The organism is Oxalobacteraceae bacterium OTU3CINTB1 (assembly GCA_024123955.1).
Taxonomy (GTDB): Bacteria; Pseudomonadota; Gammaproteobacteria; order Burkholderiales; family Burkholderiaceae_D; genus Rugamonas.
Genome location: CP099652.1, coordinates 4,798,544 through 4,824,132 on the forward strand (window position 1 = coordinate 4,798,544; position 25,589 = coordinate 4,824,132).

Annotated in this window: 20 protein-coding genes; 10 read left to right on the plus strand and 10 right to left on the minus strand. The window is 65.8% G+C overall.

Annotated elements, in window-relative coordinates:
- Position 1: 1 nt before the first annotated feature.
- The 7 genes from NHH73_20715 to NHH73_20745 form a co-directional block, all read right to left on the minus strand.
- Positions 2–1,996, minus strand: coding sequence for a DUF4962 domain-containing protein (locus tag NHH73_20715; GenBank protein USX25015.1), 1,995 nt, complete (start codon positions 1,994–1,996; stop codon positions 2–4).
- Between the two features lie 18 nt (positions 1,997–2,014).
- Positions 2,015–2,770 (minus strand): SDR family oxidoreductase, encoded by a 756-nt coding sequence (locus NHH73_20720; protein ID USX25016.1) that lies wholly within the window; start codon positions 2,768–2,770, stop codon positions 2,015–2,017.
- Positions 2,771–2,806: 36 nt separating this feature from the next.
- Positions 2,807–3,844 carry a LacI family transcriptional regulator gene (locus tag NHH73_20725; protein USX25017.1) on the minus strand — a complete coding sequence of 346 codons (1,038 nt, stop codon included), beginning with the start codon at positions 3,842–3,844 and terminating at the stop codon, positions 2,807–2,809.
- Between the two features lie 25 nt (positions 3,845–3,869).
- On the minus strand, positions 3,870–6,308 hold the full coding sequence (locus NHH73_20730; GenBank protein USX25018.1) for a TonB-dependent receptor: 2,439 nt from the start codon (positions 6,306–6,308) through the stop codon (positions 3,870–3,872).
- Positions 6,309–6,624: 316 nt separating this feature from the next.
- A complete protein-coding gene (locus NHH73_20735; protein ID USX25019.1) occupies positions 6,625–7,629 on the minus strand; it encodes a prolyl oligopeptidase family serine peptidase in 1,005 nt (334 codons plus the stop codon).
- Between the two features lie 9 nt (positions 7,630–7,638).
- Positions 7,639–9,912 (minus strand): molybdopterin-dependent oxidoreductase, encoded by a 2,274-nt coding sequence (locus NHH73_20740; protein USX25020.1) that lies wholly within the window; start codon positions 9,910–9,912, stop codon positions 7,639–7,641.
- A gap of 15 nt (positions 9,913–9,927) precedes the next feature.
- The gene (locus NHH73_20745; GenBank protein USX25021.1) at positions 9,928–13,056 is read right to left on the minus strand and encodes an EAL domain-containing protein; all 3,129 of its coding nucleotides are present in this window, start codon (positions 13,054–13,056) and stop codon (positions 9,928–9,930) included.
- A 206-nt stretch (positions 13,057–13,262) separates the two neighbouring features.
- On the opposite strand from NHH73_20745, the gene NHH73_20750 reads away from it, so the two are divergent.
- Positions 13,263–13,772 carry a DUF1993 domain-containing protein gene (locus tag NHH73_20750; GenBank protein ID USX25022.1) on the plus strand — a complete coding sequence of 170 codons (510 nt, stop codon included), beginning with the start codon at positions 13,263–13,265 and terminating at the stop codon, positions 13,770–13,772.
- Between the two features lie 75 nt (positions 13,773–13,847).
- Here NHH73_20750 and NHH73_20755 read toward each other — a convergent pair whose 3' ends face one another.
- Together NHH73_20755 and NHH73_20760 are read right to left on the minus strand one after the other, a co-directional pair.
- Positions 13,848–14,048 (minus strand): DUF1289 domain-containing protein, encoded by a 201-nt coding sequence (locus NHH73_20755; GenBank protein ID USX25023.1) that lies wholly within the window; start codon positions 14,046–14,048, stop codon positions 13,848–13,850.
- Positions 14,045–14,605, minus strand: a complete 561-nt coding sequence (locus NHH73_20760) for a DUF1415 domain-containing protein (protein USX25024.1) — start codon at positions 14,603–14,605, stop codon at positions 14,045–14,047. Before NHH73_20760 ends, NHH73_20755 begins: the two co-directional genes overlap by 4 nt.
- Positions 14,606–14,832: 227 nt before the next feature.
- Between NHH73_20760 and NHH73_20765 the strand changes: the two genes are divergently transcribed.
- From NHH73_20765 to NHH73_20805, 9 genes are all read left to right on the plus strand, one after another.
- Positions 14,833–16,239: a transglycosylase SLT domain-containing protein gene (locus NHH73_20765; GenBank protein ID USX25025.1), complete on the plus strand. Its 1,407-nt coding sequence runs from the start codon at positions 14,833–14,835 to the stop codon at positions 16,237–16,239.
- Positions 16,240–16,493: 254 nt separating this feature from the next.
- Entirely contained in the window at positions 16,494–17,285 is a 792-nt protein-coding gene (gene fabI, locus NHH73_20770; protein ID USX25026.1) for an enoyl-ACP reductase FabI, read from the plus strand.
- Positions 17,286–17,524: 239 nt separating this feature from the next.
- Complete coding sequence (locus tag NHH73_20775) at positions 17,525–19,171, plus strand: methyl-accepting chemotaxis protein (protein ID USX25027.1); 1,647 nt, start codon at positions 17,525–17,527, stop codon at positions 19,169–19,171.
- Positions 19,172–19,583: 412 nt separating this feature from the next.
- Positions 19,584–20,984 carry a DEAD/DEAH box helicase gene (locus NHH73_20780; protein USX25028.1) on the plus strand — a complete coding sequence of 467 codons (1,401 nt, stop codon included), beginning with the start codon at positions 19,584–19,586 and terminating at the stop codon, positions 20,982–20,984.
- 172 nt (positions 20,985–21,156) lie between these two features.
- The gene (locus NHH73_20785) at positions 21,157–22,770 is read left to right on the plus strand and encodes a retropepsin-like domain-containing protein (GenBank protein ID USX25029.1); all 1,614 of its coding nucleotides are present in this window, start codon (positions 21,157–21,159) and stop codon (positions 22,768–22,770) included.
- Between the two features lie 70 nt (positions 22,771–22,840).
- Entirely contained in the window at positions 22,841–23,398 is a 558-nt protein-coding gene (locus NHH73_20790) for a sigma-70 family RNA polymerase sigma factor (protein USX25030.1), read from the plus strand.
- A gap of 13 nt (positions 23,399–23,411) precedes the next feature.
- Positions 23,412–23,741, plus strand: coding sequence for a hypothetical protein (locus tag NHH73_20795; protein USX25031.1), 330 nt, complete (start codon positions 23,412–23,414; stop codon positions 23,739–23,741).
- A gap of 2 nt (positions 23,742–23,743) precedes the next feature.
- Positions 23,744–24,976, plus strand: a complete 1,233-nt coding sequence (locus tag NHH73_20800; protein ID USX25032.1) for an MFS transporter — start codon at positions 23,744–23,746, stop codon at positions 24,974–24,976.
- Positions 24,977–25,083: 107 nt separating this feature from the next.
- Entirely contained in the window at positions 25,084–25,275 is a 192-nt protein-coding gene (locus tag NHH73_20805; GenBank protein ID USX25033.1) for a hypothetical protein, read from the plus strand.
- A 60-nt stretch (positions 25,276–25,335) separates the two neighbouring features.
- Here the strand turns inward: NHH73_20805 and NHH73_20810 are convergent, their stop codons facing one another.
- Positions 25,336–25,584, minus strand: a complete 249-nt coding sequence (locus tag NHH73_20810; GenBank protein USX25034.1) for a DUF3297 family protein — start codon at positions 25,582–25,584, stop codon at positions 25,336–25,338.
- Between the last annotated feature and the right edge of the window lie 5 nt (positions 25,585–25,589).

The window sequence follows — 25,589 nt, forward strand, 5'->3', positions numbered from 1 at the left end:
TTCAGAACGTCAAGGTGGTGGTCAGGGTGGCGTCTTTGGCGGCCGGCAGCGACAGCTTCAGCACCGTGCCGCGTTCCTCCCTCGGCCCCTTGTCGACATTGCCCGGCGGCCCCGCCGCCACCAGCACGCCAGGCGCGATCTCGGCGCGCGCCGTGGTCGTCGCCACGGCGACCTTCAGCGACTTGGGCTTGCCCGCCACGACGAAGCTGCGCGCGCCGGTCTTGCTGATGTCGCGGTCGCCGTGCACCAGCGCCGTCAGCACCACCGGCTTGTTGGCGCGCAGCGTGTCGGTCACGGTCCAGACGCCGCCCATGTAGCTGAAGCGGCGCTCCAGTTTTTCGACGCCGAGTTCCGGCCGGTAGGCGCCCGCCAACTGGGCGACGATATCGGCGCGGCCCTTCTCCAGCTTCACGCTGTCGATGCTGATGGTGTCAAGGCGCGCGTACGGGTAGCCCCGGAAGGCGTCGTGGCCGCCGCCTTCGTTGGCCTGGCCCTGGCCGTCGATCAGCAAGGTGTTGCTCAGGTCGCTCTTGGGGATGCCCGCGTAGCCCATTGGGCCGGTCAGGTAGGTGCCGCCGCCGTACAGGATGAAGCTACCCGCGTCGGGATGCGCGTGGCCCATTTCCAGATGCCAGTCCGGCAGCTTGTCGAGGATGGCGGCGACGTGGTGGCCTTCCGGCGGTCCGGCGCGGAAGGCGAAGGCGGTGGCCTTCGGCGTCCAGTCGCTGCGCCAGTAGACCGTGCCCAGGTCGTCGAAGTGATGATGCGGCGCGAGCGACGAGATTGGCGCCGACTTCAGCGCCGGGTCGCGCCACAGCAAGGTCCAGAAGTCTTCGGCGCAGACGTGGCCCAGCGAGGCCATCCAGTCCGCCACGCCTTGCGCCTCGGGGCTCTTGAAGCGCGCGGCCAGCCGGTACAGCAGGTTGTAGTTGGAATTGAGCTTGCCGCCCGGGTGCGTGCGGGCCGGCTCCTCGCCTACGCGCGAGCGGGTGATGGCGCCTTCGAAGGCGTCGCCGAAGTCGTAGATGTCCTGGCCGTTGGGCGTGATCGAGTGGGCCATGTACAGGTACGCCTTGCTCAGGGCCGGCGTGTCGTACATGTCGTCGCCGGCGGCGTGGGCGAAGGCGTCGAGCGCGTGGATAATCCACGGCATCGAGAAGATCCAGTATTCCACGCCCTCGTAGAAATAGCCGTCCGGCGACGCCACTTCCAGCACGCGGCTGAAGATGGCGCGCGATAGCGCCGCCCAGTTGGCCGCTTCCGGCGTATCGTCCCAGACCGCGTAGGCGGCCACCGCCAGCCCGGCGATCGGGATGAAGCAGTGATTCTGGCTATATGAATACGATTTTCCCGGCTTGGGGGTGAAGTGCTTGGCCAGTATCGTCGCCTGGCGTATGAGTTTGTCGCGATAGCGTTTGCGTTCCTCCTCCGTCAGCGCGTCGTACAGCAAGTCGTAACCGGCGCCCAGGCCGTACAGCAGGTGGCCGGCGGCGAGATCGATATCCGGCTTGCTGTAGGTGTAGCCCCACACCTCATAGCTGACCGCCGCGTCCATGTAACGCTTGGCCGCCTCGAGGTATTTGGCGTCACCTTCGATCTGGTAGGCCAGCGCCGCGCCGATGATGCCGATGGCGGTGTTGTTCTGCGCGCGGCGCTTTTGCGCGGGCGCGGCGGCCGGCGCGGTGCGCAGCGCGGTCAGGCCGGCCAGCGCCTTTTGCCACGTGGCGCGCCACTCGCCTTGCGCGCGCTTGCGCAACGCGTCCAGGCCGGCCTTGGTGGTGTACACGCGCGGATGAACGCCGCGCAGTTCGGCGCGCAACGCCGCCGGATGCGCCTTCATCAGCGTTTCCAGCGGATGCGGACCGGCGCCCGCCTTGCCCTGCATGGTGCCCAGCGATTCGAGCGCGTCCTGCGCCAGCGCGTCCGTCAACGAAAACGCGGGCAAAGAGAGGGCCGCGGCGCCGAGGAAACGGCGCCGTGAAAGGGTTTGGTTCATCGATTGCTCCGAAAGGAATCAGTAGAGGCCCAGGCCACCGTTGACCTGGACGATTTCGCCAGCCAGGAAGGCGGCGCGCTCGGACGCCAGGAACACGACCACGTTGGCCACGTCCTCGGGCGCGCCTTCGCGGCGGGCCGGCGTGCGCTCGGCGATGGCCTGACGGTTGGCCGGAGTGTTAAAGGTGTCGTGGAAGCGCGTGGCGATCAACCCCGGCGAGACGCCGTTGACGCGCACGCCCGCCGGGCCGACCTCCTTGGCCAGCGCGCGCGTGAAGGTGGCGACGGCCGCCTTGGACGCGGCGTAGTGCGCCGAACCGGGACCGCCGCCGTCGAACGCAGCCAGCGACGACATGGTGATGATCGCGCCGCGCCCGCGCGGCTCCATACGCTTGACCGCCGCCTGGCAGATCAGGAAGGTGCTGGTGAGGTTGAGGTTCATGGCCTCGTTCCACAAGGTCAGCGGCATCTCCGCCACGCGGCAGCGCTGGATCAAGCCGCCGATGTTGGCGAACAGGATGTCGATCTCGCCGATGGCGCCTTCGGCTTCGGCGAACACCCGTTCGGCGATGGCGCCGTCGGTCAGGTCGGCCTTGATGGCCTGGGCCTGGCGGCCGAGGGCGCGGATTTGCGCGACGACTTCCTGTGCTTCGTCGGCGCTGCTCCAATAGGTCAGCACGACGTCGGCGCCGGCCTGCGCCAGCGCCAGCGAGCTGGCTTTACCAATGCCCGAGGCGCCGCCCATGACGAGGGCGCGTTTTCCGATAAGTTCCATGGCGATGTTCTTTCTAATGAGTGGTTGGGGAATGAATTATTTGGGTGGCGCCGCCGTCGACGCCCGGACGATCAGCTCCGGCGCGAACAATTCGCCGCCGACGCCGGCCGCGCCCGGCGCCAGGATGCGCTGGACGGCCGCGTCGGCCATGGCTTGTATCGGCTGGCGCAACGTCGTCAATGGCGGATCGTTGGCGGCGGAGAAGAAAATATCGTCGATGCCGATCAGCGAAAAATCCTGCGGCAGCCGCTTGCCCAGCTGTTTGAGGCCGATGCCGATACCGATCGCCATCATGTCGTTGATGGCGATGGCCGCCGTCGGCTTGCTGCGCGCGGCCAGCAACAGCGACGCCGCGCTGCGTCCCAGCTCGAACAGCCGGGTGTCGCCGTGCAGGTCGGCCGGGGCGTCGGTGGCGTCGGCGATTACCAGCTCGCCGCTGATGCCGGCCGCCGCCACCGCCTGCTCGAAGCCCTTGACACGGTCCTGGCGATTCAGGGTGTACGGCGGAGGCGTCACCAGCGCGATCGCGCGGTGGCCCAGCGCCACCAGATGCTCGACCGCCATGGTGGTGGCGGCGACGTTGTCGACCGAGATCGTGGTGATGCGCTCATGGCTGTCGTCGGAGCGCTTGATGTCGAACGCCACCACCGGGCAGCGCGCCGTCATGCCGACCAGGTGGCCGGTGTCGTTGAGCGCGGAGCCGGTGATGATGCCCTGTGCGCCGTAGGCCAGCAGATCGGCCATGACGGCGCGCTCGCGCTCCGGATCGCGGAAGGTGCTGAAGGTCATCACGTGGCACTGGTGGCGCGCGGCGGCCGTCTCCACCGCGCAGGCCAGCGAACCGAAGAACTGATTGGCCAGCGACGGCACCAGCAGCCCGACCATGGAGGCGACCCCGGTCTTCAACTGGCGCGCGGCGTTGTTGGGCCGGTAGCCCAGCTGCTCGATCGCCTGCTGGATCTTGCGCTGGGTATCGGGCCGCATCTGCCCCATACGGTTGTTCAGGAAATTCGAGACGCTGGTGGTCGATACGCCGGCCAGTCTCGCTACGTCCTGAATCTTGGATTCGCTCATGATGTCCTTGTGAAGTGTTATGCGTTCAGAACGCCACATCCAGACGGATGGTGGCGTAGCGGAACGCGTCGCGGGCCGGCTTCCAGCCATAGGACCGGATGTCGGGGCCGCCGCCGGCCCGCTTGAAGTTGAGGAAGGAACCGCTGCTGCCCGATTCGTAATGGTGGTCGAACAGGTTTTTCACGCCGATCGACAGTTTATAGAGGCCTTTGACGTCCTTGAACGAGGCGCCGAGGTCGAAAATACCATAACCGGGCCGCACCAGCGACGGGTCCTGGCTGATCGCGCCCTGCACCGTCGACTGCGTGCGCCACTGGGCGTTGATCGCGGCCACCACCGGCAAGCCGGCCAGGCGCGGCAGCGTGTATTCGCCGCCCAGGTTCAATTTCCATTTGGGCGCGTTCGGCATCATGCCGCCGCTGGCGTCGCGCAGGAATGAGCCGGGCACCAGCTCATTGGGCACGGTGCAGTCAGTGGCGCCGCTGTAGCACGGACCCTGGTTCCAGTCACGCACCACGGCGCGCGTGTAGGCCATGCTGGCGTTGAGCAGCAGCGAGCGCGTCGCCAGCACCGTGGCGTCGGCCTCGAAGCCGCGCGTTTGCAGCGATGGAATGCTGTACAACACGCTGGCCTGGCTGCCGTCGGTGAAGCGCTCGGTGGCCGAGGTCTGGTAGTCGCGGAAGCGGGTCTGGAAGATGGCCGCGTTGAAGGTGGCGCGGTTGTTCCACAGGTTGGCCTTGAAGCCGGCCTCAAAACTGGTGGCCTTCTCCGGCGCCAGCGGCAGGCGGGAAAACACGTTGACGTTGTTGGCGCCGCTGGTCATGTCGTAGGCCACGCCCTTGTGGCCGGTGGAGGTGGTGCCGTACACCATCATCTCGTCGTTCAGATGGTAGGTGTAGCCGAGTTTTCCGGTGACGGCGTTTTCCTTGTTTTGCGGCGCGATGTACAGGTGCTCGCCGGTGTGCACGTTGTCCGGCGCGCTCGACGACAGGCTGTCGACGGTGTGGAACAGATAGTCGTTGGCCTCGCGGTTGAAGCGCAGGCCGGCGCTCAGGCTCTGCTTCGGCGCGAAATCCCAATTGGTGTTGGCGTAGATCGCGTGCGTCAGGCTGCCCGAGTTGGTGTCGTAGTTGGTGTAGTTGGTTTCCTTGACGAAGGCATTGCCGCGCAGGTAGGTGCGGTACAGCGAGTTACGCGCGATCCATACGCCGACCAGGTAGCGGAAGTCGCCGCCGTCCGGCGACGTCAGGCGGAACTCCTGGGTCGATGTCTTGCTGGCGATGGTGCCGTTGATCATCGGCGGCTCGGCGATGCCGGACGGCTTGCCGCTGGCGTCGACCTGGTAGAAGGTGGAGATCAGGTCGATGTTGTCGTTGTCGCGGAAGTCGTTGGACAGGTTGTTGTCGACCGACGTGATCGACGTCAGCGCGTGGCCGGCCAGCGGCGAGCTGTCCGGGAAGGCGTAGTTGACGCGCACGCCGATGGCGCGGTCGGTGGCGTCCAGGCCAGTCGGCGAGTCGTTGCGGATCTGGCGGTTCCAGCGGCTGACGTTGATGCCGCGCAGAATTTCCGTGTTCGACAGCGCGGTGTATTTGCGGTTGTACAGGTAACCGACGCCCTCGCCTATCGACGTGATGGCTTCCGTGTTGCCGGTGGCGCGGGAGTGATCGTAACGCGGCGTGATCAATACGTCGAGGTCCGGCGAGATCTTCCACTGCAGCTTGGCCATGAAGGTCTTGCCGCCGGAACCGTTTTGCATCGAATCGTCGGTCAGGTTGTGCAGCAAGCCGGGGAAATTGGTCTTGCTGGCGTAGAGGCGCAGGCCAACCGTGTCCGACAGGCGGCCGCTGAGCGAGGCGGAGGCGCGGTATTCCTGGTCGCTGGTGTGGTAGAGACTTACCTTGGTCTGCATCGGGCCTGCGCCGATCGGCTTGGTCGTCATCACCACCGCGCCGGCGATCGCGCTCTTGCCGAACAGCGTGCTTTGCGGGCCCTTGAGCACTTCGACGCGGGCCATGTCGGACATGTCGCGGAACGCTTGCTGGGTTTGGGCATAGGGGATGTCGTCGACCATGATGGCGACGTCGCCCTCGATACCCAGATTGTTCGAGGTGGTGCCGATGCCGCGCATGTTGATGCTGTTGGTGCCGACCTGGGTGCCGACCGACATCGACAGCGCCGGCGACAGGTTGATGATGTCGACCAGTTCGCGCACATTGTTGCGTTGCATGTATTCCTCGCCCAGCACCGAGATCGAGGCGGGTACGTCTTCGAGTTTTTCGACGCGGCGGTTGGCGGTCACGACCACCGATTCCAGTTTGGGCTGGGCGGCGGTGTCCGCGCTGGCCTGGCCGGCGGCTTGTTGCGCCTGCGCGGGCAAGGCGCCGATCCATAGCAGCGCCACGGCGGCGGCGATCGGGGTGGGCCGGCAGCGCGTCGCGCCGGGCAGGGTTGTTCCAGTCATCATTGTCTCCGTATCTTATATTTATCTTCTTGGTACTGCAACGGTTTACTGTAACGTTACAGTAAACCGCTAAAAATAATGGGGCGAACCCCGTTGCATGCTTGCTGCCGATATTTCTAAACCACGTAGGGCGGATTAGGCGAAGCCGTAATCCGCCATGAGCCGTCGATGGCGCATGCATGGCGGATTACGCTGCGCTAATCCGCCCTACGTGTCTTCAGCGAGTACTGTATCGATTTACTGTAACGATGCAGTAAGAATAAACGAACGGGCGGCGATGTCAACATTTTTTTGCCGAGCGTGTGCTCGGCGCTCGTTATCGTGACCCGACCGGCTTGGACAAATCGCGTCCGTACCATTCGACAATGCGCTGGTACTCGGGCCACATGTTGCCGGCGGCCGCGCCGGCGGGCAGCAGGTTGTGGCCGGCGTTGGGAATGCGCCGCAAGGTGACGTCGTGGCCGGCGCCCAGCAGTTCGGCGGCCATCGCCTCGCCCGACAGGATCGGCACGCTGGTGTCCTTCATGCCGCCGACGATGTAGACCCGCGCCTGCGATTTCAACAGCGATTGCGTCGACGACGCGCGGAAGAAACTGCTCCAACGCTTGTACGGGTGGCCCCAGGCCAGCATTTTGGCGTTATCCGGGTCGGCGGCGATTTTCTGGCGCGTCGCCTCCAGTTCATCGAGGCGCAGCTTGATCTGCTCGTCCCCGCCACCGGCGGCATAGGCGCCGGCGACGAAGTCGTAGTACTGCGACGGGCCGCTGCCGGAGACGATGGCGACGTCGGTCACGCGGCCCTCTTTTTCGGCCAGGCCGGCGGCGGCGGTGGCGCCTTCCGACACGCCCAGCACCAGCGACGAACCGGCGCGCACCCACGGCTGCTGCGCGGCGTGGTCGTAGGCGCGTCCCAGGTCGCGCACCCAGTTCTCCAGGGTGAAGTAGTCATTGAATTCGGTCGGACAGGCGATGATGCCGCCGCCGTTCGGCGCATCCTTCGGCGCGTACGGCTTGTTGACCACCATGACCGCGTATTTGCCCTGCTGCGCCAGATCGATGTAGCCGAACACGTTGGACGAGCGGCGCGAGGTATCCAGGCCGCTGAACACCGGCGCGCAGCCGGAGCCCTGGATCAGCAGCACCAGCGGCGCCGGTTCCTTGGTCTTGGAGATGAAGTACTCGACATCGGGCGCGCCCTCCTGGCTCAAACGGTAGCCCACCACCTCGGTCGTGCCGACCGTGAAGCTGCCGGTTTCCGTCACCTCGGCGGCGCCGGCCACCGCCGATACCAACCATGCTCCCAACAATAACGCTGTCCTCATCCAACTCTCCTATAACGTCAGCGGCAAGCTGCGCAAGCGCTTGCCGGTTAATTTGAATACGGCGTTGGCCACCGCCGGCGCGATCGGCGGCGTGGCCGGCTCGCCCATGCCTTCGGGGTGCTCCGCACTCGGCATGATAATCGTTTCGACGAGCGGGGCCTGGTTCATTCGTGCGACCGGGTAATCATGGAAGTTGGTTTGTTCGACCTTGCCGTCGTTGATCGTGACCGCGCCGTACAGCGCCGCCGACAGGCCGAACACCACGCCCGATTCGGCCTGCTGGGCGATGATGTTGGGGTTGACGGCGATGCCGCAGTCGATCGCGCACACCACGCGGTGCACGCGGATCTCCGTGCCCTCGACCGACACCTCGGCCACCTGCGCGACGATGGTGCCGAACGACTGGTGCAGCGCCACGCCGTGCGCGCGGCCCTCGGGCGCGGTGCCGGCCCGGGCCACGGCGGCGTCGAGCACCGCCAGGTGGCGCGGGTGGCGCTTCAACAGGCCGCGCCGGAACGCGACGCCGTCCTTGCCGGCGGCGTGCGCCAGTTCGTCGATGAAGCTCTCTTTGAAAAAGGCGTTGTGCGAGTGGCCGACCGAGCGCCAGTACCCCAGCGGCACCGGGCTGTCGACGATTACGTGGCGGATGCGCTGATTGGCAAACTCGTACTGCATATCGAATTCGCCTTCGGCGGTGGTTTTGTCCGGCCCACCGGCCGGCAGGCCCAGGTTGCGCTTGAAGAACTGGTGCGACACCGAGCCGCTGGCCGATTTGTTATCGTAGCCGAGCACATTGCCAGCCGCGTCGAGCGTGGCGACAAAACGCGCCAGCGCCGCCGGCCGATAGACGTCGTGCGTGGTATCGTCCTCGCGCGACCAGATCATCTGCACCGGCGCGCCGCCGCACTGGCGCGCCACCGCCACGCACTGCGCGACCATGTCGACGTCGAGCCGGCGTCCGAAGCCGCCGCCCAGCATCGTCACTTGCAGCACCACGTCCTCCACTTCCACGCCGCCGGCGGTGGCCGCCGCCCGCACCGCGAAGCCCGGCGACTGCGTCGGCGCCCACACGTACACCTTGCCGTCCTTGATCTGCGCGGTGCAGTTGACCGGCTCCATGGCGGCATGCGCCAGGTACGGGGCGCGGTACTCGGCGCTGATGGTCCTGGCGATGCCGGCAACCTGCCCTTGGACGGCGTCCATGTCGCCGCTCTGGTGGTAGGCGTAGCCGGATTCCTTGTCCAGCAGGGCCGCGAATTGGGCGTAGACGCCGGCGCTGGACAGGCCCGCGTTCTGGCCGCCGGCCCAGCGCACCGGCAAGGCTTGTGCCGCCGTTCTGGCTTGCCACCAGGTCTTGGCGACGACCGCCACGCCGGCGCCGGCGCCCGCGTGCGGTCCGAGCGCGCCGGAAAAATCGACCACGCGCAGCACGCCGGGCATCGTCAGCACGGCGTTCGTATCGACACCGGCGATCGTGCCGCCGATCACCGGCGACATGCGCACGGCGGCGTACAACAGGCCTTCGGGGCGCACGTCGATGCCGAACACCGCGCGCCCGTTGACCTTCGCAGGGGTGTCGCGGCGCGGTTGCGGGCGGCCGATCAGGCGGAATTCCTGTGGCGTCTTGAGGCGCACCTCGCCAGGCCGCGAGGTGGCTGCGGCGGCGGCCAGCGTGCCGTAGGCCACGCGCCGGCTGTCGGCGTGCACCACGTGGCCGTCCTCGGTGCGGCAGTCGGCCGCGCGCGCCTTCCATAGGTCGGCGGCGGCGGCCACCAGCATCGCGCGCGCGGTGGCGCCGGCCTCGCGCATCGGTCCCCAGGCGTCCTTGACGCTTGACGAACCGCCGGTGATGATGAGGCCAAGCTCGCGCGCGACTTTGCCGACGGTCCATTGCGCGACCGCCTTCAGGCGGCCGTCGTCGTCGGGGTGGAACGGCAGGCCGTCGCGCAGCATGGCGACGTTGCCGAAGATTTTATCCATCGGCGCCTGCACCAGACGAATGGCCGACAGCGGCACGTCCATCTCCTCGGCCACCAGCATCGGCAGCGCCGTGTGCACGCCCTGCCCCATCTCGCTGCGCGGCATGGCGACGGTCACCGTGCCGTCCGGCGCCAGCCCCACCCAGCCGTTGAGCGCCAGCGCGCCGCCCGTCAGCGGCAGCGGGTGCGCGCTGTCGAGGCGCTGGCGCGCCGGCAGCACGCCCCAGCCGACCACCAGCGCGCCGGCGGCGGCCACGCCGCCGAACAGGAAGCGGCGGCGCGAACTTTTTCTCTCTCCATGCATTGGAGGTCTCCGATTTTATGGGCGCCAGCGCGCCAGCATGTCGGCGGCGGCCAGCGGCTTGCTGTAGAAGTAGCCCTGCGCCAGGTGGCAGCCGTGGCGCAGCAGGAAGGCGGCCTGCTCCTCGGTCTCCACGCCCTCGGCGATGACCGACAAATTCATGCTCTTGCCCAGCTGGATGATGGCGATGGCGATCGCCTCGTCGTTGGCGTCGGTCGAGATGTCCTTGATGAAGGAGCGGTCGATCTTGAGCGTCTGCACCGGCAGCTGCTTCAGGTAGGCCAGCGACGAGTAGCCGGTGCCGAAATCGTCGATCGCCAGACCAACGCCGATCGAGTGCAGGTCGTTGATGAAGACCATGGCGTCGCCGGTGTTCATGATCACCGATTCGGTCACTTCCAGTTGCAGCCGCTGGGGCTCGAGCCCCGTCTCGCGCAGAATGTCGGCCACCATGTTGACGATGCTGCCGCGCTCGAACTGCTTGGCCGACAGGTTGACGGCGATCTTGGGCACGTGCAGCCCGGCCGCCTGCCAGCGCACCATCTGGCGGCAGGCCTCCTCCAGCACCCACTTGCCCAGCTGGTTGATGAAGCCCGTGTCCTCGGCCAGCGGGATGAAGCGGATCGGCGGAATCAGGCCCAGCTCCGGATGGTTCCAGCGCACCAGCGCCTCGACCCCGATCAGGCGCCCGCTGTCGATCTCCACCTGCGGCTGATAATTGAGGAAGACCTCGTCCTTTTCGATCGAGCGGCGCAGGAAGGTCTCCAGGCGCAGGCGCTCGACGCCCTCGCCCGTCATCGACGGCGCGTAGAAGCTGTAGCCGTTGCGCCCGCGCGCCTTGGCCTGGTACATCGCCACGTCGGCGTTGCGGATCAGCATATTGAGGTCGGTGGCGTCGTCCGGGAACAGGCTGATGCCCACGCTGCAGGTGACGAACAGTTCGTGGCCGGCCACCATGAACGGCTGGTCGAACATCTGCACCAGCTTTTCGGCCACCTGGCTGGCGCCGAACTGGTTGTCGATATCCTCGAGCAGCACGATGAATTCGTCGCCGCCCAGGCGCGCCAGGGTGTCGCCCTCGCGCAGGCGCTCGAGCAGCGCGTTGGCGACCTGCTTGAGCAGCTCGTCGCCGATGTGGTGGCCGAGGGTGTCGTTGACGTTCTTGAAGCGATCGAGGTCGATGAACAATAGCGCCAGCTGCTCGCCGTCGCGCGCCGCGCGCAGCAGCGCGTGCTGCAGGCGGTCGTGGAACAGCAGCCGGTTCGGCAGCGCCGTCAGCGGGTCGTGGTGGGCCAGGTGGTCGAGCTTTTCCTGCGATTCCTTGGCCTTCGTGATGTCGCTGAAGACGCCAACGTAGTGCGTGCCCACGCCACGGCTGTCGCGCACCGCGCTCACCGTCAGCCATTCCAGGTACATCTCGCCGTTCTTGCGCCGGCTCCACAACTCGCCGCGCCAGAAGCCGGTGTCGACCTGCTCCTGCCACATGGCGTCGTAGAACTGCTGCTCGTGGCGGCCCGAGCGCGTCAAGGTGTAGTGCCGGCCCAGCGCCTCGGCCTCGGAATAGCCGGTGATCTGGCTGAAGGCCGGGTTGATGGCGACGATCGTGCCGTCCCTGTCGAGCACCACCACGCCGTCGGCGATGTGCTCGATGACGGTGGCCGACAGGCGTAGCTTTTCCTCGGCCTCCTTGCGGGCGCTGATGTCGGCGTAGACCCAGATGCTGCCCTCGTTGGCGCGGTGCTTGTCGAGCGCGTAGCCACTGACCATGCACCAGAAGGTGGAGCCGTCCGGGCGCCGGTAGTTGCGCTCCTCGTTGAAGTAGTCGCCCTCGGCCAGCGACGGGTACTGGCGCGCGCCGGCCGCCTCGTACTCGAACGGGTCGGGGAACAGGATGGCCGTCGAGGCGCCCGTCATCGCGCCCGGCTCATAGCCGAACAGCTCCTCGCAGCGGCGGTTGACCGAGACGATGTGCCGGTTGCGCACGAACATGACGCCGAACATGACGTTGTCGAGGATGGCGCTCTGCTCGGCCAGCAGGCCCTCAATGCGCATCTCGTTGTGCTTGCGCTGGCTGATGTCGGCGATGATGCCGTCGACCCACGGCGAGCTGCCGTCGGCGCCGCGCGGCTGCGGCTGGCCGTTCTCGGCCAGCCAGCGCTCGGTGCCGGCGGCGTCGACGATGCGGTATTCGATCTCGTACGGCAGGCCGTCGCCGAGCGCCTGGGCGACCGCGCGGCGGTGGCGCTTGCGGTCCTGCGGCGCGATCAGGTTGGTCCAGGCGTCGGTGTTGCCCAGCATGAACTGGGCGGCCGGATAGCCGGAGATGTCCTCGATGGCGTCCGAGACGAAATCGATCGGCCCGTCCGGACGGAAGCGGAACACCGCGCCGGGCACCTGCGTGACGATGGTGCGGAAGCGCTCCTCGCGCTGGCCGACGTCCTCGAACAGGCGCTTGATGGCCACGCGCATCTGCTCAAGCTGCTGGGCCAGGCGGCCCAGCTCGTCGCTGCCGGCCAGGTCGAGCCGGGTCTCGAAGTCGCCGCGCGAGAGGCGGTCGGAAAAGCGCATCAGCTTGCGCAGCGGCTTGATCAGGCGGGAATTGAGGAACAGTACGATCAGCAGCAGCGACACGGTCAGCTGCGCGGCCAGCACGAACACATAGGACCATTGTTTTTCGCGCAGCTCCTGCTGGCTGCGGGCGTCGTCCATTTCGACCGTGATGCGGCCGATCTTTTCGCCGCGCACCAGGATCTCGCGTTCGGCGCGGTAGACGTTGCCGCTCGCCTGGCGCGGCGAGCGCACGTGCATGAACTGGGCGTCGGCCTGGCCGACCACCTGAACCTGGAGCACCGAGCGGTCGCGCATGACCGATTCGACCAGCGAATGGGCCGATTCCGAATTCATGTTCCACAACGATTCCTGCATGCCCAGCGCCAGGATGTCGGCGTTACGCTGGAGCGACTCGTCGAGCGCCACGCGGGCCGACTGCTGCTCGTGCACGCCGATGAGCAAATAACTGCCGATGATGGCCGGGATCACCAGGCCGCCGAACACGACCAGCAGCAGGGCGCCGTAGATCGACAGCCCGTACAGCGCCCCCAGCCTGGTTCGCAGACGGTGAATCACGCTAGTCCTCACGCTAGTCATCGAGGGGCGAACAAAATCGCGGCAGGGGGAAAGGTCGCATCGTCGTCGGGGTCATGTTACAAAATTACTTAGTGGAATTATGCACGGAAAATTGCCCTGCAAGTCACACGCCAAGCAAAAAACCTCGGGGCGGGCTATTATCGCGGCTCAATTTCCACATAGACTTCACCCAGACCTCCAAATAGATCGCCAAATAGGACAACGCCATGACCACTTTTTCCATGTATTCCGCCTCGATTCCTGTGTTCAAGCAGATTCTCAACAGCCTGCTGGCCATCCTGGACAAGGCCGAAGCCCACGCCACCGAGAAAAAGATCGAGCCGGCCGCGCTGCTGCAGTTCCGTCTGTTCCCGGACATGCTGCCGTTCACGCGCCAGATCCAGATCGCCTGCGACTTCGCCAAGGGCGCCGCCGCGCGCCTGGGCGGCCTGGACGTGCCGTCGTACGAGGACACCGAAGTGAGCTTCGCCGACCTGAAGGCGCGCATCGTCAAGACGCTCGCTTACATCGATAGCGTGCCGCAGGCCTCGATCGAGGGCAGCGAGGAGCGCGCCATCACCACCGGCAGCGGCGAGAAGACCAAGCATTTCACCGGCCAGACGTATTTGTTCCACTACGCGCTGCCGCACTTCTTCTTCCACGCCACCACCGCCTACGACATCCTGCGCCACAACGGCCTGGACATCGGCAAGAAGAATTTCATCGGCACGTATTGATCGGTTGGCCGGCGCTTAACCCGCACGGCCAAGCGGGGTCGCCGGCGTATCGCCAAGCGCACGCCGGGTTTGACGTTATTTATTCCGGCGCGGGTAGCCCTGCGCCAGGATGCGCTGCCAGACCACTTCCTTCTGCTCGGCGCTCATCGACACCCAGTGCGCCACCTCCACCACGCTGCGTCCGCAGCCGCGGCAAATCTCGTCGAAGGTGGTCGAGCACACGGCCACGCACGGCGTGTCCGGCCTGACTGGCGGCTCGCCCTTGCCTTCGCTCATCCCTTCACCTGCAGCAACTTGTCCCAGGCGTCGTGCCCGAGCGCGCGCAAGGTGGCGATGTTCTTTTCGAAAATGTCAGATGCCTCGGGGAACGCTTCGACCGCGCGCTCGACGCTCTCCTCGCGCAGCAGGTGCAAGGTGGGGTACGGCGAGCGGTTGGTGTAGTTCTCGATGTCGTTCTTGTGCGTGTCGGCGAACTGGTAGTCCGGGTGGAAGCTGGCCACCTGCAGCTCGCCGTCGAGCTGCATATCCTCCAGCGCGGCGTCGGCGACGTCGAGGAACTCGTTATAGTCCTCGAAGTCGGCCAGCACGTGCGGGTGGATCAGCAAGGTCGTGTCGACTTTTTCCGGGTCGGCTTCGGCCAGGTATTCCAGCTCTTCCATCAGCTTTTCCAGCAATGCCTCCGGCGTGTCGGCGTCCGACACCACGTAACGGATCTGGCCCTTGACGTGGACGGCCTTGGCGAACGGGCACAGGTTCAGGCCGATGACGGCCTTTTCCAGCCAGTCGACGGTCTTGGCGACGACGGCGTCGTGATCGGTGGCGCTAATACTCATGATGCGATTCCTTGAAGACGCTCTTAAAGGCGGAATTGTACGCATTCTTTGCGCCATCTCATACTCCGCGCATTTTGCGGCCATCTTCTGCTTATCTGCCGGGAACTATTGCACAAAATAAAGGTCACATGCCTGACATAATCCTTGACTCATCAAGTTGAGCTTCGTACACTCCACGTTTATTCATGGTCGGTTCGATGTTTCACAGTCGACAACAATGGAAAACTATGCATCCTCGAATTCTTAAACGCGCCGCGCTGTCGGCGCCCCTGATGGCCTCGCTGGCCGCCACCGTCGCGCTGCTGGCGCCGGGCGCCAGCCACGCCTACGACGAGACGGCCAGCCTGCCGCCGTCCGCGCCAGTCCCGCTTGCCGCCCTGCCGAAGTCCCCCGCCCTCGACCTGTCCTCCCTGAAAATCAACAAGCCGGCCAAAGCGGCCGACGATGATGCGTTCCGCGAGAAGGACGTTTGGGGCCGCATCCGCAGCGGCTACGCCATTCCGGACATTAACAACGAGCTGGTGGCCAAGCACACCAAGTGGTACACGGCCCGTCCCGACCACATGGCCATCACCACCGGGCGCGCCTCGCGCTACCTGTTCCACGTGGTCACCGAGCTGGAAAAGCGCGGCATGCCGACCGAGCTGGCGCTGCTGCCGTTCATCGAGTCGGCCTTCAACCCGGAGGCGCTGTCGCATGCCAACGCCGCCGGCATGTGGCAGTTCGTGCCCGGCACCGGCCGCGACTTCAACCTCAAGCAGGACGCCTTCAAGGACGAGCGCCGCGGCATCCTGGCCTCGACCGACGCCGCGCTGACCTACCTGCAGCGCCTGTACGACATGTTCGGCGACTGGCAACTGGCGCTGGCCGCCTATAACTGGGGCGAAGGTTCGGTGCAGCGCGCCATCGCCAAAAACCAGGCCGCCGGCAAACCGACCGACTTCCAGAGCCTGTCGGAGCTGATGCCGACCGAGACGCGCGAGTACGTGCCGAAATTGCAAGCGGTCAAAAACATCATCGGCAACCCGACCCAGTTCGGCGTGAGCCTGCCGCCGGTCGACAACACGCCGTATTTCACCGCCGTCGACAAGACCAGCGACATCGATCTGACCATCGCCGCCCACCTGGCCGAGCTGTCAGTGGCCGAGTTCAAGGCGCTCAACCCGCAGTTCAAGCGCCCGGTCATCACCGGCGACGAGCAGACCAAGATACTGTTGCCCAAGGAAAACGCCGCCAAGTTCCAGCTGAACCTGGCGCAATGGGGCAAGGACCTGTCGACCTGGACCACGCACAAGATCACCAGCGCGCGCGAAAGCATCGGGGCGCTGGCGTCGCGCTTCCACACCACGCCGGACGTGATCCGCCAGGCCAACAACATCCCGCAGCGCTCCATGCTCAAGGCCGGTTCGACCATCCTGGTGCCCAAGGTGTCGACCTCGGCCTACCTGGACATCGCGCCCGAGGTGGCCGACAACGCCACCATGGCCTTCGAGGCCGAGCGCGCCGTCTCCAAGTCGGGCTACAAGCGCGCCGGCGCCACCAAGGCCAGCAAGGGCGGTCCCGTCTCGCTGGTCAAGGCGCGCGTGCCGCGCGACGCCGCCAAGGGCAAATCGGTCCGCAAGAACAGCAATTAAGGACCAACCCCGGCTAGCCTTCACCGCGATGCCAGCTCCGCTGCTTAGGGGTCGTACCCTTTGGGGCACGACCCAGCATGGCCCTGTGGGTTTCGAGCGGCGGCGATCAAAGGTTGCAGTCGCGGCGCACTCGTCCTACAATCTCGCACTTGCGTGGCAGGCGAACGGCCTCACACCCTAAAAACAACCCCCACTGACGTCGTCCCGCCCGCTGTCCGAGCCGGGGCCGGCGCGCAGTCGCAATCGGAGTCAACATGGCGTTCTTGCAAGGCAAAAAAATCCTCATCACCGGTTTGCTGTCGAACCGTTCCATCGCCTACGGCATCGCCAAGGCTTGCCACCGCGAGGGCGCCGAACTGGCGTTCACCTACGTCGGCGAACGTTTTAAAGACCGCATCACCGAGTTCGCCGCCGAATTCGACAGCACCCTGGTGTTCGACTGCGACGTCTCGAGCGACGAGCAGATCGCCGCCGTGTTCGCCGACCTGGGCCAGCACTGGCCGCAGCTCGACGGCCTGGTGCACGCAATCGGCTTCGCCCCGCGCGAGGCGATCGCCGGCGATTTCCTCGACGGCTTGACGCGCGAGAACTTCCGCATCGCCCACGACATCTCGGCCTACAGCTTCCCGGCCATGGCCAAGGCGGCGCTGCCGCTGCTCAAGGAAGGCTCGTCGCTGCTGACCTTGTCGTACCTGGGCGCCGTGCGCGCCATTCCTTACTACAACACCATGGGCCTGGCCAAGGCGTCGCTGGAGGCGTCGGTGCGCTACCTGGCCGAGAACCTGGGCAAGCACGGCATCCGCGCCAACGGCATTTCGGCCGGCCCGATCAAGACCCTGGCCGCGTCCGGCATCAAGGACTTCGGCAAGCTGCTCGGCTTCGCCTCGTCGCACGCGCCGCTGCGCCGCAACGTCACCATCGAGGAAGTGGGCAACACGGCCGCCTTCATGCTGTCGGACCTGGCCTCGGGCATCACCGGCGAGATCACCTACGTCGACGGCGGCTTCTCGCACGTGATGGGCCTGAACGCGGAAGACTACCTGTAACCCTTCCCGCAGCCCCCGCCACCGAACGCCCCGCATGCGGGGCGTTTTCACGTCCGCAGCCCGCCGCCGTTAACGTTTCCGACAACATTTAGATGTCATCGCGCAACAATTGATGCAATCAGGATGCAAGCTGCTATGGTTCGCGGCCGTTTGTTGCTATTGTCTTTCCCACCAGAACAATTCATCCATTTTCACAGAACCGGCGCGGCCACAAGCGGCCCGGGATCACGGGGAATACCATGCTCGACCAGGTCAACGTCAGGACGCGTTTTCTCATCCTCATCGGCTGCTTCGTGGCCGGCTTCGCCGTCTACGGCGCGTGGTCGTTCAAGGCCCTCAACGAGATCCAGGTCAACGGCCCGATCTACCAGCGCATCGTGCAGAGCAAGGATTTGATCGCCGACATCCTGCCGCCGCCCGAATACATCATCGAATCCTACCTGGTGTGCCTGCAGATGGCCAACCTCGGCCAGGCTGATGGCGCCCCGGCGGCGCGCGAGGCGCTGGCCCAGCGCCTGCGCGCGCTCAAGGCCGACTACGATACCCGCCACACCTATTGGCAAGCCCAGACACTGCCCGGGCGGATGGGACCGCTGATGCTGGAGCAGGCCCACGCGCCGGCGCTGGCCTTTTACGCCACCGCCTTCGACACTTTCGTCCCGGCGCTGGCCAGGGGCGACCAGGACGGCGCGGCGGCCGCGCTCAAGCGCCTGGCCGGCCTGTACGAGACGCACCGCAAGGTCATCGACCAGGTGGTCCAGCTGGCCACCGCCCAGTCCACCCTCGACGAGGCGGCCGCGCGCGAACGCATCGCCGCCGCGCAGTGGCAGTGCGCGCTGATCCTGGCCGCCGCGCTGGCCGCCAGCGTGGCCGCCGCCAACCTGATCATGCGCGGCTTGCGGCGCCAGCTCGGCGGCGAGCCGGCGCTGGCGGCCGGCATCGCCCGCCGCATCGCCGCCGGCGACCTGGCCGTCGACGTCCAGCTGGCCGCCGGCGACCAGGCCAGCCTGTTGCACGCGATGCGCGACATGCGCGACCAGCTCGGCAGCATCGTCACCCAGGTGCGCACCGGCACCGACGCGGTGGCCTCGGCATCCGGCCAGATCGCCGCCGGCAACGAGGACCTGTCGACCCGCACGGCGCAGCAAAGCAGCTCGCTCGAAGCCACCACCGAGGCCATCGGCGCGCTCAACGGCGCGGTCCAGCGCAACGCCGACAACGCCCGCCGCGCCAACGCGTTGGCGCTGTCGGCCTCGGACGTGGCGGCCCAGGGCGGGGCCGTCGTCACCCAGGTGGTCGACACGATGGGCGCGATCAACCGCGCCTCGCGGCGCATCGCCGACATCATCGGCGTGATCGACGGCATCGCCTTCCAGACCAACATCCTGGCCCTGAACGCGGCGGTGGAGGCCGCGCGCGCCGGCGAGCAGGGGCGCGGCTTCGCCGTGGTCGCCGGCGAGGTGCGCAACCTGGCCCAGCGCAGCGCGGCGGCCGCGCGCGAAATCAAGGGCTTGATCGAGGAATCGGTCGAGCAGGTCGACACCGGCGCCGCGCTGGTCGACCGGGCCGGCGCGACGATGACCGAGATCGTCGCCAGCGTGGCGCGGGTGACCGACATCATGGGCCAGATCGCCACCGCCAGCGGCGAGCAGACCGACGGCATCGCCCGCATCGGCGCGGCCGTCGGCGGCATGGACCAGGCCACGCAGCAAAACGCCGCGCTGGTCGAACAAGCCGGCGCGGCCGCTGCCCTGCTGCACGAGCAGGCCAGCCACCTGGCGCGCGTGGTTGGCGTATTCTCGCTTACCCCGTCGCTGGCGCCGTCCGGCAACGCCGGCGACAACTCCGGGGTCAGGTCCACTTTTTCTACACAAGCTCTGCACTAAAACGCCGCCGGCGCCGCCTACGGCCGGGTCCGTGTAGAAATGGTGGACCTGACCCCGGAGCGCTGACCCCGGAGCGGTTTTGCTGCGGCGCACACGCAAACGGGCAATTAACTGTACAGGCGGGGCGAAACTACTGTATAGTGTCGCCTGTGCGCTGCAGTGAGCGCGCCGCGATAACCAGCGGCGCCGATTGATCAGCCAGGTATTACTAGCAGCTACGCAAGCCTTAGCGCATCTCCCTGATGTCGCTTATGAAGCCCTCCCGCCTTTGGTGTCGCACCTGACACCGTCCCGGCGCAAAGCTTTTGTGCCGAAATTTCTTTCGATTTTGATTGAGTCATTTCGTTTTGGTAGGCGTTGCTATTTCGCGTTCGGCGTTTGCACGGGCGCAGGTTTTTTACGAAAGAACAGCATGACATTTGAAGCACTAGGTCTCAACACGTCCATCATCAAAGCCCTGACCGACGCCGGCTACACCGCGCCGACCCCGGTTCAGCAGCAGGCCATTCCTGCCGCCATCGCAGGCAAGGACTTGTTGGTTTCCTCGCAAACCGGTTCCGGCAAGACCGCCGCATTTATGCTGCCGTCGCTGCACCGTTTGTCCGAGATCGACCCGGCCGCCGCCGGCAAGACTCCAAATCAAGAAATGCAGGCCGCCCGCGCCCGTGGCGAGCGTCCGCGCTTCAAAGCCGCACAGCCAAAAATGCTGGTGTTGACCCCAACCCGCGAACTGGCCCTGCAAGTGACCTCCAATACCGACAAGTACAGTGTCAACCTGCGCCGTTTGAAGGCCGTGTCGATCCTGGGCGGTATGCCTTACCCGAAACAGATGCAATTGCTGGCCAAGAATCCCGAGATCCTGGTCGCCACCCCCGGCCGTCTGATCGACCATATGGAATCGGGCAAGATCGACTTCTCGCAACTGGAAATCCTGGTGCTCGACGAAGCCGACCGCATGCTGGACATGGGTTTCATCGACGACATCGAAAAAATCGTCGACGCGACGCCTTCGACCCGTCAAACCATGCTGTTCTCGGCCACGCTCGACGGCGTCGTCGGCAACATGGCGCGCCGCATCACCAAGGATCCGCAAGTGATTCAGGTGCTCAGCGCCGCCAACAAGCACGAAAACATCACCCAGCGCGTGCACTTCGTCGACGACCTGTCGCACAAGAACCGCCTGCTGGACCACCTGCTGCGCGACGATTCGCTCGACCAGGCCGTGGTGTTTACCGCCACCAAGCGCGACGCCGACACCATCGCCGACCGCCTGAACATCGCCGGCTTCTCGGCCGCCGCGCTGCATGGCGACATGCACCAGGGCGCCCGCAACCGCACCCTGGACAGCCTGCGCCGCGGCCAGGTCAAGATCCTGATCGCCACCGACGTCGCCGCCCGCGGCATCGACGTGCCGACGATCACGCACGTGTTCAACTACGACCTGCCGAAGTTCCCTGAGGACTACGTCCATCGCATCGGCCGCACCGGCCGCGCCGGCCGCAACGGTCTGGCGATCTCGCTGGTGAACCACGCCGAAGGCATGAACGTCAAGCGCATCGAGCGTTTCACCAAGCAGCTGATCCCGGTCAACGTCATCGAAGGCTACGAGCCGAAGAAGACCGCCTCGGCGGCCCGTTCGACCTCGCGTCCAGGTGGCTGGAAGCCGGGCGACAACCGCACCGCGGCCAAGCCGGGCCAGCGCACGTTCAGCAAGCCGAGCGCTCCGCGCAAGGAAGGCAGCACCGGCGGCGGCTACAAGGGCAGCAACCCGCGCAGCACCGACGGCGCCCGCCGCAGCTACGGCGACCGTTAATCGTCATCGTTAGCACAGCGTAAGCGACCAATAAAGGCGGCCACCAGAGCGATCTGGTGGCCGCCTTTGCGTCCGGGCGCCGGATGGCTGGCGCGGCGCATGGCTTTTCAGCTAACATGGCTGTTTGCAGCGGCGCGCTTGGCGCCGGTGACGCCAAACCAAGGATTCATTTTTGCTAGTTCGCCAGCTTTTCAGCACGATCTCCGCCATCCGTGTGATCCACACCATCGGCATCCTCCGCTTCGCCGCCGGCCTCTGCCTGGCCATCGCCAGCGTCCAGGCCGTCGCGGCCGAGGGCGCGGCGGCGTTGCTCGCCCAGGCGCGCGAGGCGGTCGGCGGCAACGCCTGGCGGCAGGTCAAGACGCAGCATACGCAGTTCGTGCGCACCTACCTCGACCACGACGAGGCCGGCAGCAGCGACATCGATTTCGCCAGCGGCCGCTATGCGCAGCGCATCCCCACGTCGGCGGTGGCGCGCCTGATGTCGCGCTCGGACGGCCAGAACTTCTGGCGCCAGCGCATGGGCAAGCTGGAAAAACAGGAAGGCGCGGCGCGCGATCCCGAGCTGCATCTGGGACGCCAGTCGTACGCCTGGTGGTTCGCGCGCGGCGCCAAGGCGCGCCGGCTGGAACTGAAAGCGCCGCGCCGCCACGCCGGCGTCGACTACGCGGTTGTGCGCGTCGAGCTCGCGTCGGGCATCGCCTTCGATTACTGGATCAACGACGAGACCCACCGCATCGAGCGCCGCCAGGAGGTGGTCGACGGCAAAACCTTCACCATCGACTACCGCGATTTCCGCCGTGTGGGGGCGGTCACCCTGCCCTTCGAGGAAAGCATCCGCGACGCCAAGGATGCCGCCGACGAGGAAACGCTGCGCGTGTCCACCATCGTGCTCAACCGCCCCGCCGCGCAAATGGACTTCTCCTTGCCGCAGCCGGCCGTCATGCAGGGTTTCTCGGCCCAGCGGCCGGCGGTGACGGTGCCGTTCGAGCCGTGCGAAGCGCACATTTGCGTGATGCTGACCTTGAATGGACAGGGTCCGTTCAAATTCATCCTCGACACCGGCGCCCGCAACGTCATCAGCGACAAACTGTACCGGCGCCTGCGCCTGCCCGCCCAGGGCGTGGCCGTGCTGTCGGGCCTCGGCCAGCAGACCGAGCGCGGTGTGCTGACCACGGTGCAGCAAATCGGCATGGCCGGCCTGACCGTGGACCGGCAGGCCTTCTTCACCAGTCCCACGCTCGACAACCTGCCGATCGACGGCACCATCGGCTACGAGTGGCTGTGGCTGACCCCGACGTTGATCGACTACGCCGCGCGCCAGCTGACCTTCCACGACCCGAACAGCTTTGTCTATCGCGGCGCGGCCGCCGCCACGCCGCTGTCGTTCCACGACAAGACGCCGCAGATCGAAGCCGTGCTCGACGGCCTGCCGGGCAAGTTCACCATCGACACCGGCAGTGATTTTTCGCTGACGATGAGCAAGCCGTTCGTCGAGCGCTACGGCTTGGTGGAAAAATACCGCGCGGGCGACACGGTGCAGACCGCGCAAGTCATCGGCGGCACCACCCAGGTGCTGAAGACGCGCGGCAAGCTGTTCGAGATGGGCGGCGTGCAAATCGCCGACCCGACCCTGGAACTGTCGACCCGGGGCGGCGGCACGCTGAACAGCCCCACCCTTGCCGGCAACATCAGCAACGGCATTTTGCGGCAGCTGAACATCCTGTTCGACTATCAGGGCGGCAAGGTGTATATCGAACCGAATAAGGCGCTGTCGGCCGAGTAGTTCGCAGCCCAGCAGGCATCAATTTGTATCGTTCACACAATATCCGCGACGGCGGGCCGTCTACACTACCATGCAGCCGCCATCCCCCACCACCGCCGACCAGGACCAGGCCATCACCGCGACGGTGTTGCGCGAGCGCTCCAAGCTGGGCAGCTTCATCCGTCGCCGGGTGGCCGACCAGACCGACGCCGAAGACATCCTGCAAGACGTCTTTTACGAATTCACCCAGGCCCACCGCCTGCCCGAGCCGATCGAGCAGGTCAGCGCTTGGCTGTACCGCGTCGCCCGCAACCGCATCATCGACCGCTTCCGCAAGAAAAAGGAAGTGCCGCTGGACGACATGGTCGACGAGGATGGCGAAGCCTACCGGCTCGACCTGCTGCTGCCGTCGGCCGACGCCGGCCCCGAACACGCCTACCACCGCGCCATGCTGCTGGAACAACTGCAGGCGGCGCTGGAAGAACTGCCGCCCAACCAACGCGACGTCTTCATCGCCCACGAGCTTGACGGGCTGAGCTTCAAGGACATGGCGCTGCAAAGCGGCGTGTCCGTCAACACCCTGCTGGCGCGCAAACGCTACGCCGTGCTGCACCTGCGCGCGCGGCTGCAGGACCTGTACAACGAATGAAAGGAGAGTTGAAATGATCAAATACAAACTGCTGCTCATCCCCAAGATGCTGGTGATCCTGGCGCTGCTGGGCTGGATCGTCATGCTGCTGTGGAACTGGATCGTCCCCCATCTGTTCGCCGGCAGTACGCCGCTGGACTATTGGCGCGCGCTCGGACTGCTGGTACTGTGCCGTATCCTGGTCGGCGGCTTCGGCGGCCGCCACCATCACGACGGCGGCGCGCAACGCTGGCAGCGCTGGCAGGCGATGACGCCTGAGGAACGCGAACAGTTCCGTGCCGCCCATAAAGGCCGCTTCTGGGGCCCCGGCCGGGAGTGGACGAAAGAAAACATCAAGGAATAAACATGACGAAAACCAACGCCGCCGTCGCGGCGAATTTCACCCCGTACCAAAAAATCGTCGTCGCGATGCTTGCCTTCCTGCAGTTCGCGGTGATCCTCGACTTCATGCTGATGTCGCCGCTGGGCGCGGTCATCATGCCGGCCCTGAATATCGGGCCGATGGAGTTCGGCCTGGTGGTGTCGGCCTACGCCTTCAGCGCCGGCGCCTCCGGCCTGCTGACGGCCGGTTTCGCCGACCGCTACGACCGCAAGAAACTGCTGCTGTTCTTCTACACCGGCTTCATCCTCGGCACCGTCTGGTGCGGGCTGGCGCAAAGCTTCGAGAGCCTGCTGGCCGCGCGCGTGGTCACCGGCCTGTTCGGCGGCGTCATCGGCTCCATCGTGCTGGCCATCTCGACCGACCTGTTCCCGCCGCAGATGCGCGGCCGCGTCATGGGCCTGATCCAGACCGCCTTCGCCGCCAGCCAGGTGCTCGGGATCCCGATCGGCATTTATTTGTCGAACCAATGGAACTGGCACGTCCCCTTCCTCGCCATGGCCGTGTTCGGCCTGGCCGGCGGCCTGCTGGTCGCGTGGAAAATGCAGCCGGTCAACGCCCACCTCGACCAGCCGCAGCAGCACAGCCCGTGGGTCCACCTGTACCGCACGGTGACGGTGCCGCGCCACCTGCTGGCCTTTTCCATCACCGCCCTCTTGACCACCGGCGGCTTCATGCTGATGCCCTTCAGCAGCGCCTACATCGTCAACAACCTCGGCATCGACATGCACCACCTGCCCACCGTCTACCTGATCACCGGCGTGTGCACCATCTTCGCCGGTCCGTTGATCGGCCGGGCCGCAGACAAACGCGGCAAGTTCCCCGTGTTCGTGTTCGGCACCGCGCTGTCGATGCTGATGGTGGTGGTCTACACCCACCTGGGCACCATTCCCATGTGGGCGCTGGTGGCGGTCAACGCCCTGATGTTCGTCGGCATCTTCTCGCGCATGATCCCGTTCCAGGCGATGGCCGCCTCCGTGCCGCCGGCAACGCAACGGGGCTCCTTCAATGCCATCAGCGCCTCGCTGCAGCAACTGTCGGGCGGCATCGCCTCGGTCGTGGCCGGCCACATCGTGACCCAGGCGCCGAACGGCAAGCTGCAGCACTTCGACGTGGTCGGCTACGTGGTCGTGGCCACCTCGCTGGTGGCGCTGGGGCTGGTGTGGCAGTTGCAGCGTCAAATGTTGGCGCGTCCCTAATATTGACCAAACTCCAGCTCATTAAGAATATCCAACATAGTTGCCACAAGGCACTATTTTCACACTATAATGGCTGGAGTGATAATCATCTCGAAGGGAGCAATTGCATGAACGCCAGAAATATGGACGCGGCCTGTTTGCGGGCGCTGCGCCGCCGCGGACACTCCGACAACAGCATCAACGCGATGAGCCCCGAAGAGGCATTTTGCGAGTACTGCGCCTACCACGGCATCATGAACCTGGTGCCGGCGACGCTGCAGATGCTCGACAAGCTGCGCAGCGAACACCGCCCGCAATAAACAAAGGCCGCCGGGAGCACCCAGGCGGCCTTGCTGTTTTCAGAGCGGTGGAATTAACGATTAACGGTAAAACGCTTCGACCTTGCCTTTGAGCTTGATCAGCATCGGATTGCCCTTGCGGTCCAGGCTTTTGCCGGCCGGAACCTTGATCCAGCCTTCGCTGATGCAATATTCGTCGACGTCCAGACGCTCTTTGTCGTTGAAACGGATGCCGACGTCGTGTTCGAACACGGCGGCGACATGGTGCGGGCTGCGCGGATCGATCGACAGGCGATCAGGCAGCGGAGGGAGTTGAGTAGTATCGTTCATGGCGC

Bases quoted from the DNA above. Each gene is read 5' to 3' on its own strand.
- NHH73_20740 (USX25020.1), bottom strand. From the start codon at position 9,912: ATGCATGGAGAGAGAAAAAGTTCGCGCCGCCGCTTCCTGTTCGGCGGC.
- NHH73_20800 (USX25032.1), top strand. From the start codon at position 23,744: ATGACGAAAACCAACGCCGCCGTCGCGGCGAATTTCACCCCGTACCAA.
- NHH73_20735 (USX25019.1), bottom strand. From the start codon at position 7,629: ATGAGGACAGCGTTATTGTTGGGAGCATGGTTGGTATCGGCGGTGGCC.
- NHH73_20810 (USX25034.1), bottom strand. From the start codon at position 25,584: ATGAACGATACTACTCAACTCCCTCCGCTGCCTGATCGCCTGTCGATC.
- NHH73_20795 (USX25031.1), top strand. From the start codon at position 23,412: ATGATCAAATACAAACTGCTGCTCATCCCCAAGATGCTGGTGATCCTG.
- NHH73_20715 (USX25015.1), bottom strand. From the start codon at position 1,996: ATGAACCAAACCCTTTCACGGCGCCGTTTCCTCGGCGCCGCGGCCCTC.
- NHH73_20760 (USX25024.1), bottom strand. From the start codon at position 14,605: ATGAGTATTAGCGCCACCGATCACGACGCCGTCGTCGCCAAGACCGTC.
- NHH73_20775 (USX25027.1), top strand. From the start codon at position 17,525: ATGCTCGACCAGGTCAACGTCAGGACGCGTTTTCTCATCCTCATCGGC.
- NHH73_20730 (USX25018.1), bottom strand. From the start codon at position 6,308: ATGACTGGAACAACCCTGCCCGGCGCGACGCGCTGCCGGCCCACCCCG.
- NHH73_20790 (USX25030.1), top strand. From the start codon at position 22,841: ATGCAGCCGCCATCCCCCACCACCGCCGACCAGGACCAGGCCATCACC.
- NHH73_20725 (USX25017.1), bottom strand. From the start codon at position 3,844: ATGAGCGAATCCAAGATTCAGGACGTAGCGAGACTGGCCGGCGTATCG.
- NHH73_20755 (USX25023.1), bottom strand. From the start codon at position 14,048: ATGAGCGAAGGCAAGGGCGAGCCGCCAGTCAGGCCGGACACGCCGTGC.
- NHH73_20745 (USX25021.1), bottom strand. From the start codon at position 13,056: ATGACTAGCGTGAGGACTAGCGTGATTCACCGTCTGCGAACCAGGCTG.
- NHH73_20780 (USX25028.1), top strand. From the start codon at position 19,584: ATGACATTTGAAGCACTAGGTCTCAACACGTCCATCATCAAAGCCCTG.
- NHH73_20805 (USX25033.1), top strand. From the start codon at position 25,084: ATGAACGCCAGAAATATGGACGCGGCCTGTTTGCGGGCGCTGCGCCGC.
- fabI (USX25026.1), top strand. From the start codon at position 16,494: ATGGCGTTCTTGCAAGGCAAAAAAATCCTCATCACCGGTTTGCTGTCG.
- NHH73_20765 (USX25025.1), top strand. From the start codon at position 14,833: ATGCATCCTCGAATTCTTAAACGCGCCGCGCTGTCGGCGCCCCTGATG.
- NHH73_20750 (USX25022.1), top strand. From the start codon at position 13,263: ATGACCACTTTTTCCATGTATTCCGCCTCGATTCCTGTGTTCAAGCAG.
- NHH73_20720 (USX25016.1), bottom strand. From the start codon at position 2,770: ATGGAACTTATCGGAAAACGCGCCCTCGTCATGGGCGGCGCCTCGGGC.